Annotated in this window: 9 protein-coding genes; 2 read left to right on the plus strand and 7 right to left on the minus strand. The window is 72.0% G+C overall.

Features of this window, described 5'->3' with window-relative positions; genetic code table 11:
• Positions 1-32 precede the first annotated feature (32 nt).
• From FXF60_RS06715 to FXF60_RS06745, 7 genes are all read right to left on the minus strand, one after another.
• A complete protein-coding gene (locus tag FXF60_RS06715) occupies positions 33-989 on the minus strand; it encodes an electron transfer flavoprotein subunit alpha/FixB family protein (RefSeq protein WP_151524775.1) in 957 nt (318 codons plus the stop codon).
• Positions 990-1,022: 33 nt separating this feature from the next.
• Positions 1,023-1,802, minus strand: coding sequence for an electron transfer flavoprotein subunit beta/FixA family protein (locus FXF60_RS06720; RefSeq protein WP_151524777.1), 780 nt, complete (start codon positions 1,800-1,802; stop codon positions 1,023-1,025).
• Positions 1,803-1,890: 88 nt separating this feature from the next.
• Positions 1,891-2,622: a hypothetical protein gene (locus tag FXF60_RS06725; protein ID WP_151524779.1), complete on the minus strand. Its 732-nt coding sequence runs from the start codon at positions 2,620-2,622 to the stop codon at positions 1,891-1,893.
• 4 nt (positions 2,623-2,626) lie between these two features.
• Complete coding sequence (locus FXF60_RS06730) at positions 2,627-2,980, minus strand: PadR family transcriptional regulator (RefSeq protein WP_151524781.1); 354 nt, start codon at positions 2,978-2,980, stop codon at positions 2,627-2,629.
• Positions 2,981-3,290: 310 nt separating this feature from the next.
• Positions 3,291-4,091: an enoyl-CoA hydratase/isomerase family protein gene (locus FXF60_RS06735; RefSeq protein ID WP_151524783.1), complete on the minus strand. Its 801-nt coding sequence runs from the start codon at positions 4,089-4,091 to the stop codon at positions 3,291-3,293.
• The gene (locus FXF60_RS06740) at positions 4,088-4,681 is read right to left on the minus strand and encodes a hypothetical protein (protein ID WP_192796639.1); all 594 of its coding nucleotides are present in this window, start codon (positions 4,679-4,681) and stop codon (positions 4,088-4,090) included. The genes FXF60_RS06735 and FXF60_RS06740 overlap by 4 nt, the downstream gene beginning before the upstream one ends.
• A 52-nt stretch (positions 4,682-4,733) precedes the next feature.
• Positions 4,734-6,149 carry a glycosyltransferase family 2 protein gene (locus FXF60_RS06745; protein ID WP_151524785.1) on the minus strand — a complete coding sequence of 472 codons (1,416 nt, stop codon included), beginning with the start codon at positions 6,147-6,149 and terminating at the stop codon, positions 4,734-4,736.
• Positions 6,150-6,348: 199 nt separating this feature from the next.
• Between FXF60_RS06745 and glgX the strand changes: the two genes are divergently transcribed.
• Together glgX and FXF60_RS06755 are read left to right on the plus strand one after the other, a co-directional pair.
• A complete protein-coding gene (gene glgX / locus FXF60_RS06750; protein ID WP_151524787.1) occupies positions 6,349-8,514 on the plus strand; it encodes a glycogen debranching protein GlgX in 2,166 nt (721 codons plus the stop codon).
• 62 nt (positions 8,515-8,576) lie between these two features.
• Positions 8,577-10,667, plus strand: a complete 2,091-nt coding sequence (locus FXF60_RS06755) for a maltotransferase domain-containing protein (protein WP_151524789.1) — start codon at positions 8,577-8,579, stop codon at positions 10,665-10,667.
• Position 10,668 lies beyond the last annotated feature (1 nt).

Consider the following 10,668-nt stretch of genomic DNA (forward strand, 5'->3'; position numbering starts at 1 on the left):
CCTGCCCAGCGGTCGCCGCGCCGCCGTCGGGCTCAGCCCTTGCTCTGCTGCACCGTGTCGGTGGCCTGCGGGAGGACGGTGAAGAGGTCGCCGACGATGCCGAAGTCGACGAGCTCGAAGATCGGGGCCTCCTCGTCCTTGTTCACCGCCACGATCGTCTTGGAGGTCTGCATGCCGGCGCGGTGCTGGATCGCGCCGGAGATGCCGGCCGCGACGTAGAGCTGCGGGGAGACCGAGACCCCGGTCTGACCGACCTGGTGGGAGTGGGGGTACCAGCCGGCGTCCACCGCGGCGCGGGAGGCGCCGACGGCCGCGCCCAGCGCGTCCGCGAAGGCCTCGACCGGGCCGAAGTCGCCGGCGGTGCCGCGCCCTCCGGAGACCACGATCGCGGCCTCGGTCAGCGACGGGCGGTCCGACTTCTCCTTCTCCGCACGCGCCGTCACCCGGGCGGCACGCGCACCCTCGGAGACCTCGACCCAGACGGACTCCTCGGACGGGGTCGCCGGGGCCTCCTCGGCCGCGATGCTGTTGGGCTTGACGGTGACGACGGGGGTGCCCTTGGTCACCGTGGTGGTGACCGTGTAGTTCCCGGCGAAGACGGACTGGGTCGTGCCCACGCCACCGTCGACCTGCTGGACGTCGACCGCGTCGGTGACGATGCCGGAGCCGGTCTTGATCGCCAGCCGCCCCGCGACCTCCTTGCCGTCGTTGGTAGAGGCGATGAGGACCGCGGCCGGCGAGGTGCGCGAGACCAGCTCGGCGAGCAGCTCGGCGACCGGGGCGACCAGGTGGTCGGTGAAGACGGCGTCCTCGGCGAGGTAGACCGTCGCCGCGCCGTACCGCGCCAGGTCGTCCTTGGCCGCGGCATACCCCTGCCCGACGAAGACGGCCGACGGCTCGCCGAGGCGTCGGGCGGCGGTCAGCATCTCGGCGGTGGTCTTGCGGACGGCTCCGTCGACGTGGTCGACCAGGACGAGGACTTCACTCATGTCGGATGACTCCTTGGTATGTGTCTGGTCGGGTCAGGCGAGCCGGCGGTCGGCGAGGAACTGGGCGAGCGCCTCGCCCCCCTGGCCCTCGTCGGTGACGACCTGGCCGGCCTCGCGGGGCGGGCGGGCCTGCGTGTCGGTGACCATGGTCCAGGAGGCGCCGAGACCGACGTGGGCGACGTCGACGCCGAGGTCGGCCAGGCCCCACGTCTCGACCGGCTTCTTCTTGGCGGCCATGATCCCCTTGAACGAGGGGTAGCGCGGCTCGTTGATCTGGTCGGTGACCGAGACGACGGCGGGCAGGCTGGCCTCGACGGTCTCGGAGAAGGCCTCGTTGTCACGCCGGATCGTCACCGACCCGTCCTCGACCGTGAGCTCGGAGGCGAAGGTGACCTGCGGCATACCCAATCGCTCGGCGAGCATCGCCGGCACGACCGACATCACGCCGTCGGTCGAGGCCAGGCCGGTCAGCACGAGGTCGACGTCGCCGATCTTGCGGATGGCCTCGGCCAGGATCAGCGAGGTGGCGACCGAGTCGGAGCCGGCGATCGCGTCGTCGAGCACGTGCACACCCTTGTCGGCGCCCATCTGCAGGCTCTTCTTCACGGCCGTGGCGGCGTCCTCCGGGCCCATGGTGAGCACGGTCACCTCGCCCTCGCCCGCCTCGACGATCTTCAGCGCCTCCTCGACGGCATACTCGTCCAGCTCGGAGAGGAGCCCGTCGACCGCCTCACGGTCCGTGGTGTGGTCGGCCTCGAAGGCGCGGTCGCCCTGGGCGTCCGGCACGTACTTCACACAGACGACGATGTTCACTGCTCACGTCCTCGTGGTTGTGGGTGGGTCGTTGGCCCCATCTTGGCACTTGACGTTTGCGTCAAGCCAATCGGGTATGCCTGGCCGCTCAGCCGAAGAGCGTCGGCACCCAGCTGAGCGCCATCAGACCCAGGGTGAGGACCGGGTAGAGCAGCACGCCGACCCGGCGGGAGGTCCGGCTGCGCCGCACCGGCTCACCCGGCCCGGTGATCTCCTCCTCGCCGGTGCTGGCCCAGGCCATCGCGCTGGAGGTCGCGAGCGCCAGCGCGCCGACGACCGCGACCAGCGCGACCGGCAGCGTGAACAGCTCGGTCCGCAGCAGCAGCCGGACGGCCACGAAGGCCACCAGCGGCACCAGGGCGAGACCCCAGGCGAGGACCGGCCGCTCCACGACCAGGCGCAGCACCGGCGTCGCCCGGAGCAGCAGGGCGCCGACGAAGACCGCCAGCAGGGCCGCGGTGGCGAGGTCGCCCGTGGTGACGCGGACCGCCTCGCCCGCCAGCCACTCGCTGAAGGCCCGCGTGACGAGCAGCATGCCCACCAGCCCGAGGAGCAGCTCGAGGACGGTCCGACCGTTCAGGGTCCACTCGGTCCCCGCGGGGAGCGCACGGGCATACTCCGCCGGATCGCCGAAGGCCTCGGTCGCCGACTCCCCGGACTCCCGCACGTGGCTCTCGACGGTGACCAGTGCGTCGCCGATCTGGCGGGCGCCGACACCGCGGAGCCGCTGCTCGACCACGAAGTCGCGGACCCATGCGGGGTCGACGCTCGGGGCGAGTCGCTCGGGTTTGGCGCTGGGTCTGTGGTGCGTGGCGTTCATCGTCTCACTCGCTTCCAGGTGCGGCGAGGGCACGATCGAGCAGCCCCCGGGTGGTGGTGGTGAAGTCGGCCCAGCGGGCGGTCTGCTCCTGCGCGTGCCCTCGGCCCTGCTCGGTCAGCGCGAAGAACTTGCGGCCGGGGCCGCCCTCGCCGGGACGCCACTCGACCGCGACGTGCCCGGCGTCCTCGAGCCGGGAGAGCAGCGGGTAGAGCGTGCCTCCCTTGACCTTGCCCAGGCCTGCCTGCTCGAGACGCTGGGTGATGGCATAGCCGTAGCTGGGGCCGTCGAGCAGGATGCGCAGCACGCACACCCCGAGCACTCCCCGCAGCCACTCGCTCGGCCACTGATCTGATTCCATGACTAGATCATGTATCTGACTAGTCAGGCTTGTCAACTAGTCAGTGTCCTTGAATCCCACCGGGCGTCGCGCGTGGACACCCAGCGACCCACCGAGCGTCGCTCGTGGACACGTAGAGACCCACCGGGCGTCGCGTGTGGTTGGAAGCGAGGCTGGCGACAACCACAAGCGACGCTCGGTCGGGCGTGAACCAACCACACGCGACGCTCGGTCGGGCGTGAGCCAACCACAAGCGACGCTCGGTCGGGCGTGAGCCAACCACACGCGACGCTCGGTCGGGCGTGAGGCAACCACGAGCGACGCTCGGTGGTCAGCGGCCGGTGAAGCGGGCCTTCCCGGGGCCGTCCTGCACGAAGGACGTCATGCCGATCTCGCGGTCCTGGGTGGCGAAGACCCCGGCGAACTGCATCGCCTCGATCGCCAGCCCGGTCTCCAGGTCGTTGTCCAGGCCGCGGTCGATGGCCTCCTTGGCCGCGCGCAGCGCGAAGGCGGGCCCGCCGACGTAGCGGGCCACCATCTCCTGCGCCACCTGGTATGCCTGGCCCGGCTCGGCGACGCGGTCGACCATGCCCATGTCGTGGGCCTCGTCGGCCTCGACCATACGCCCGGAGAAGACGAGGTCCTTGGCCCTCGAGACGCCGACGAGGCGGGCCAGCCGCTGGCTGCCACCCGCACCGGGGATGACCCCGAGCAGGATCTCGGGCTGGCCGAGCCGGGCGTCGGAGGCGGCCACCCGGAAGTCGGCGCACAGGGCCAGCTCGTTGCCGGCGCCGAGGGCATACCCCTCGATGGCGGCGACCACCGGCTTGGGGATCCGGGCCACCGCGGTGAAGCACTCCTGGATGACCGGTGCCCGCTCCACCATGTCGGTGTAGGACATGTCCTGCATCTCCTTGATGTCCGCCCCGGCGGCGAAGACCTTCTCCCCGCCGTAGAGGATCACCGCCGAGACCTCGGCGTCGGTGGAGACGATCCCCGCCGCCTCCCCGAGCGCGTCCTGCACCTCGATCGAGAGCGGGTTCATCTTCGGCCGGTCGACCCGGATCGTCGCGACGCCGCCGTCGATCTCGACGCGGACGAAGTCGCTGGCCGTGGCGACCGTCCGGGTCACGACTGCCCCTCCGGCGTGCCGCCACCCGAGGCGTCGCCTCCCTCCTGCTGCCCACCGCTCGAGCCCTGCGGGCCGACGGAGAGCCACGGCCCGACCTCGGTCCCCTCCGGTGCCCCCTCGGGCAGCTCGGGCTCCAGCCCCTGCTCGGCCTGCGACTTGGCGATGACGTTGCGGTGCCACAGCTGCAGGGCCTGCAGCAGCAGCCCGGTCGCGATCTGGAGCTTGGCCTTGGGCGGCTCCGTGCGGGCGATGATCTGCTCCACGGCGAGCACCAGGTTGCCGCTGGCGATGCCCGCCTTGACCAGGTTGACCCCCAGCGTCACGTCGTTGCAGCCGTTGAGGCGGGTGAGCAGCTCGTCCGGCACGCTGCTCGCGACCTGCCACTGGCCGAAGACGCGCATGATGTCGAACTGCTCGCCCTGGATCACCTTGACGAACAGCTTCTGACCCTGGACCTCGAAAGAGACGTCACCGGCCTTGTCCAGGTTGGGCGACATCTGCAGGTCCTGCAGCGCGTCGAGGACCCGCCCGGTCAGCGGGTGCTCCTGCGGCGGGGGCGGGAAGTTCGGAAGCGAGGTGGGATCACTCATACCTCCAACGTAACGGCTCAGCGCGTTGCGGGCGCCCCGGCCCCGACCACCCTCACCCCACCTGGATGCTGAAGTTGCCCTGCACCGTGCTGTAGGCGCGCGCCCGGCGCCGGGCGGCGGGGAGCACGGACAGCAGCGGCGCGGCCAGCCGCACCCTCTCCGTCGTCTGCTCCCCCGCGACCTGGACGTGCAGGTCGACGACGGTCCGGGCGCGGGCGGAGACCGCCGCACGGGGCAGCGTCACCTCGAAGACGGACACCGCCGGCCTCCCCTCCTGCTCGTCCACGCGGCGCGGCCGACCCAGGGCCACCCTCGTCATGGAGTCCTCGCCACGGGTGCGGAGGGTCAGCTCCAGGGGTCGCGACCCGCGACCCGCGCGGGCACCGTGCACCTCGAGCACCAGCCGCAGACCCCCGAACCTGCGCCAGGCCGCCCGCACCACGCGGGCGGCGGCCAACGGTTGGTCCAGACCTGCGCGCCGGGCCGTGGTCAAGCCGGCGACGTCACCTGCGCGGACCAGCCGCGACTGGGTGCGGAAGGGCTCCTCGAGCTGCTCCTCGAGAGCGGGTGGGACATGAGCGTCCTGGAAGCGCCGGTGGGCCGCGACGAACTGCTCCCGCCGCGCCGCGGACGTCCTGCTCCACCGCTCCGGGTGGTACCACTTCAGGCACTTGCGCCGGTAGAGGTCGAGCACGATCCGGTCGGCCCGGTCCGGGTCCTGGTCGTGCTCCCGCACCAGCCGGCTCACCTCCGCGACCGAGCGGGTGAAACCCTCCGGGTCCACCGGCTGGGAGCTGATGTTGCCCCGGTCGCGGCGGGAGGTGAGGTGGTAGAAGGCATACCCGCCCAGATACGAGACCCGGCCCGCCAGCAGGTAGGCCCGGGCCAGCATCATCCCGTCCTCGAGCCGGACCTTCTCCTCCGGGAAGCGGATCTGCTCACGCTCCAGGAAGCTGCGGCGGAAGAGCTTCTGCGGCGTGAGCGTGCGGAAGACGACCTCGAGGTCGGCGTCGACCTGGGTCTGGCCGAAGAGGTGGGGCGCGAACCGTCCCACGCCCACCATCCGCGGGACCACCACGTCGCTGCCGTGCTCGTCGGCGAAGTCGACCAGCCGCCGCAGCGCCTCGCTGCCCATCTCGTCGTCGGCGTCCGCGAAGAAGACGTACCGCCCCCGGGCCAGCGCCAGCCCCCGGTTGCGCGGGATCCCGGGCCACCCGCTGTTCTCCTGGTGCACCACCCGCAGCTGCGGGTGGGCCGCCGCGAGGTCGTCGAGCAGGCGCGGGCCCGCATCCGTCGACCCGTCGTCCACCGCGATGATCTCGTAGGCCGCCGGGTCGAGGTCCTGCCCCAGCAGCGAGCGCAGCAGCGTCTCCAGGTAGGGCATGGCGTCGTAGACCGGCACCACGACCGAGACGGCGACGCCGGCGTCGGCGTGCTCCGGCACGGTGGACGAGGCGGTGGGACTCACCAGGTCGACACCTCCTCCGCACCGGCCCGTGGTCGGTCGACGCCGCGGCGCTCCCGCGGTCCCTGCTTTCTAGCACGCCAGGTCAGGGACCGGGCTCAGATGGGCGAACCGCTTGGGTAGGGTGCGCTCGAAGCCCACCTCTGGGGTGGCCCCCAGCGGAAGGTGATGGACGTCGTGGCGAGAGTTGGCGAGGTCTGAGGTGGCTGCCCGGATCCGTCCGCGCCAGAGCATCGAGCGCCCGCCTCGGCTCGGCCTCACCCACCACGAGACCGGTGCGGAGGTCGCGGTGCTGGCCCGGCACGCGACCGCTGTGGAGGTATGCCTGTCCGGCCCGGAGGGGGAACGGCGCATCCCGCTGCGGCGCAACGCGCACGGGATCTGGTGGGACCTGGTGCCGGAGCTGGTCCCGGGCACGCGCTACGGCTTCCGGGTGCACGGGCCCTGGTCGCCGGACCAGGGCCACCGGCACAACCCCGTCAAGCTGCTGCTCGATCCCTACGCGCAGGCGGTGGAGGGCGAGGTCGCCTGGGGGCCGGAGGTCTACGGCCACGTCGTGGGCGAGGACGGCTGGAGCGACCCGGACACCCTGGACGACCGGGACTCGGCCGGCTCCGTCCCGCGCAGCGTGGTGGTCGACCAGCAGGCCTTCGACTGGGGCGAGGACACCCTCCCCGACGTGCCGTGGAGCGAGACGGTGCTCTACGAGGCGCACGTGCGGGGGCTGACCCGGCTCCACCCGGACGTCCCGGAGGACCTCCGCGGCACCTACGCCGCCCTGGGCCACCCCGCGGTCCTCGAGCACCTCACCGGGCTCGGCGTGACCAGCCTCGAGCTGCTCCCGATCCAGGCCTTCACCTCCGAGCCGGCGCTGGTCGGCCGCGGCCTGGTCAACTACTGGGGCTACAACTCCCTCGGGTTCTTCGCACCGCACGCCCGGTATGCCGCCGCCCAGGACCCGCAGGGCGTCGTCGACGAGGTGAAGGGCGCCGTCCGGTCGCTGCACGAGGCGGGCATCGAGGTGATCCTCGACGTGGTCTACAACCACACCGCCGAGCAGTCGGTCTGGAACGGTCCGACGTTGTCCTTCCGCGGGCTGGACAACAGCACCTACTACCGGCTGGACGACCGCGGTCGGGACATCGACGTCACCGGGTGCGGCAACACGCTCGACCTGCGCGAGCCGCAGGTCGCCCGGATGGTGCTGGACTCGCTGCGGCACTGGGTGGAGGACTACCACGTCGACGGGTTCCGCTTCGATCTCGCCCCGGCGCTGGCGCGCGGCCGGGACGACGCCTACGACCGGGAGCACGCCTTCCACGTGGCCCTGGAGACGGACCCGGTCCTGTCCCGGGTCAAGCTCATCGCCGAGCCGTGGGACGTGGGCGTCCACGGGTGGCGCACCGGGCAGTTCCCGGCCGTCTTCGCCGAGTGGAACGACCGGTTCCGGGACGCGGCACGCAGCTTCTGGCTCGCCGACGTGGGCCGTCGGCTGCACGGCCACAGCGGTCACGGGGTCCGCGAGCTCGCCACCCGCATCGCCGGCTCGGCCGACCTGTTCGCGCACGGCGGTCGTGGACCGATCGCCTCGGTCAACCTGGTCACGGCGCACGACGGCTACACCCTGGCCGACCTCACGGCATACGAGCACAAGCACAACGAGGCCAACGGGGAGGAGAACCGCGACGGCCACGGCGACAACCGCTCGTGGAACCACGGCGTCGAGGGGCCGGACGCCGACCCGGAGGTGCAGCGGCACCGGCGGCGCTCGCTGCGCAACCTGCTCGGCACGCTGCTGCTCTCCCCCGGGGTGCCGATGCTGGTGGCCGGTGACGAGCTGGGCCGGACGCAGCAGGGCAACAACAACGCCTACTGCCAGGACTCCGAGCTGACCTGGGTGGACTGGGAGCTGGACGCCTGGCAGCGGGAGCTGCTGACCGACACGACCGCGCTGCTCGGGCTGCGCCGGGAGCTCGCGCTGCTCCGCGCACCGGAGTTCGCCGGCTTCGACGCCCTGCCCGGCCGCACCCGGCTGCGGTGGTTCGACGAGTCCGGGCAGGTGATGGGCGAGCACCAGTGGAACGACCCGCACCGGTCCACGCTGACCGCCGTCCACGACACCCTGCACCACGACCAGCCGGCCGCTGTCGCGCTGCTGCTGCACGCGGGGACCGACCGCGCCGAGCTCGCCCTGCCGCAGATCGACGGCGTCGTCGGGTGGGAGCTGCGGTTCTCGAGCGAGGCCGAGCCCCGGGTGGGGACCGCCGTGGAGGCGACCGGGTCGGTCGACGTCGGCGCCACCAGCCTGACGGTGCTCACCGGCCGGGTCGCCGGCGTGGGCACCGCCCGTCCGCCCGCCTCCTCCTGACCCCCACGACCGACGGTGGCCGCACGTGGTTTCCGGCGCGGAAGCCTTGTAGGTTTGGCCAGGTGACCGAGCACTCGACCACGCCCGCACCGCCCACCCCCGCGCCCGGGGGCCACAGCCCCTCCGGCATCGACCGCTCGGCCCTGGCCGCCGTGGGCCAGGAACCGTTGGGCAGGATCCCCGTCCTCGACGTCGAGCCCGTCGTCGACGGCGGCCGCCGACCGACCAAGTCCGTCGTCGGAGAGGTCTTCACCGTCACCGCGACGGTCTTCCGCGAGGGCCACGACGCGGTCAACGCCACCGTCGTCCTGGTCGACCCCGACGGCGGTGAGCACCACGTCCCGATGACCTGCACCAACCCCGGGCTCTCGCACTGGGAGGCGCGGGTGCACGCCGACCGCGAGGGTGTGTGGACGTTCCGGGTCGAGGGCTGGTCCGACCCCTACGCCACCTGGGAGCACGACGGCACGGTCAAGGTCGAGGCGGGGGTGGACGTCGAGCTGATGCTCGAGGAGGGTGCCCGGGTGCTGGAGCGCTCGCTGGACGCCGACGAGCACGACGAGGCCGACAGCACGGTCCTGAGCGAGGCGATCGACCGGCTCCGCCGCAGCGCCCTGCCCGTCGACGAGCGGCTGCACGCGGGCACGTCCCCGCAGGTGGAGGCGGTGCTGGAGCGCACCCCGTTGCGCGAGCTGGTCAGCGCCTCGCCGTCCTACACCCTGCTGGTGGAGCGCACCCTCGCCCTCACCGGGGCGTGGTACGAGATCTTCCCCCGCTCCGAGGGCGCCACCCAGGACCCGGACACGGGGCTGTGGACGAGCGGGACCTTCGCGACCGCCCAGGGCCGGCTGCCGGCGATCGCGGACATGGGCTTCGACGTCGTCTACCTCACGCCCGTCCACCCGATCGGCTCCACCAACAAGAAGGGCAAGAACAACACCCTCGGTGGCAGCGACGAGGACCCCGGCTCGCCCTACGCCATCGGCGCCGCCGAGGGCGGTCACGACGCCCTGCACCCCGACCTCGGGGACTTCGACGACTTCGACGCCTTCGTGGCCCGGGCGCAGGAGCTGGGTCTGGAGGTCGCGATGGACATCGCGCTGCAGGCCTCGCCCGACCACCCGTGGGCCAGCAGCCACCCCGAGTTCTTCCAGATCCGGGCGGACGGCTCGATCGCCTACGCGGAGAACCCGCCGAAGAAGTACCAGGACATCTACCCCGTCTTCTTCGACAACACCCCGGACGCGGTGTATGCCGAGATCCGGCGGGTCATCCAGGTCTGGATCGACCACGGTGTCCGGATCTTCCGGGTGGACAACCCGCACACCAAGCCGGTGAACTTCTGGCAGTGGCTCATCGCCGATGTGGCGAAGGACCACCCGGACGTGATCTGGCTGGCCGAGGCCTTCACCAAGCCGATGATGATGCGCACCCTGGCCAAGGTGGGGTTCCAGCAGTCCTACACCTACTACGCCTGGCGCAGCACCGCGGCCGAGCTGCGGGAGTACGTCACCGAGCTGGCGACCGAGACCGCGCCCTACATGCGCCCGTCCTTCTGGCCCACGACGCACGACATCCTCACGCCCTACATGAGCAACGGCGGCGTCACGGCGCACCTCGTGCGCTCGGCGCTCGCGGCCACCCTGGTGCCGACCTACGGCATCTATGCCGGTTTCGAGCACGTCGAGGACGTGCCCCGGCCGGGCGCGGAGGAGCACGTCGACAACGAGAAGTACGAGTACAAGAACCGTCGCTGGGGCGAGCCGCAGGACGGCCGTCCGGACCTGAGCGGCTGGCTCACGATGCTCAACCGGATCCGCCGCGAGCACCCCAGCCTGCACTGGCTGCGCAACGTCACCTTCCACGCCGCCTCGGACGAGAACATCGTGGTCTTCTCCAAGCACGGGGGCGGCGCCGGGGACGGCTCGGCGCAGGACACCGTCCTCGTCGTGGCCAACCTCGACCCCTACACCGTGCGCGCCTCTCGGCTGCACCTCGACCTGCCGGCTCTCGGGCTCAGCTGGGGCGACGCCTTCGTCGCCCACGACCTGGTCACCGGCGCCACCTGGAGGTGGGACGACGCGCCCTACGTCGAGCTCGGCCCCGGGTACGGCCACGAGCCGGTCCACATCATCCACGTCACGACCGTCTGAG

Source organism: Serinicoccus kebangsaanensis, assembly GCF_008919445.1.
GTDB classification, from domain to species: domain Bacteria; phylum Actinomycetota; class Actinomycetes; order Actinomycetales; family Dermatophilaceae; genus Ornithinicoccus; species Ornithinicoccus kebangsaanensis.

Excerpts from the sequence above, each read along its gene's own strand:
- FXF60_RS06715 (WP_151524775.1), bottom strand. The coding sequence starts at position 989 with ATGAGTGAAGTCCTCGTCCTGGTCGACCACGTCGACGGAGCCGTCCGC.
- FXF60_RS06725 (WP_151524779.1), bottom strand. The coding sequence starts at position 2,622 with ATGAACGCCACGCACCACAGACCCAGCGCCAAACCCGAGCGACTCGCC.
- FXF60_RS06730 (WP_151524781.1), bottom strand. The coding sequence starts at position 2,980 with ATGGAATCAGATCAGTGGCCGAGCGAGTGGCTGCGGGGAGTGCTCGGG.
- FXF60_RS06740 (WP_192796639.1), bottom strand. The coding sequence starts at position 4,681 with ATGAGTGATCCCACCTCGCTTCCGAACTTCCCGCCCCCGCCGCAGGAG.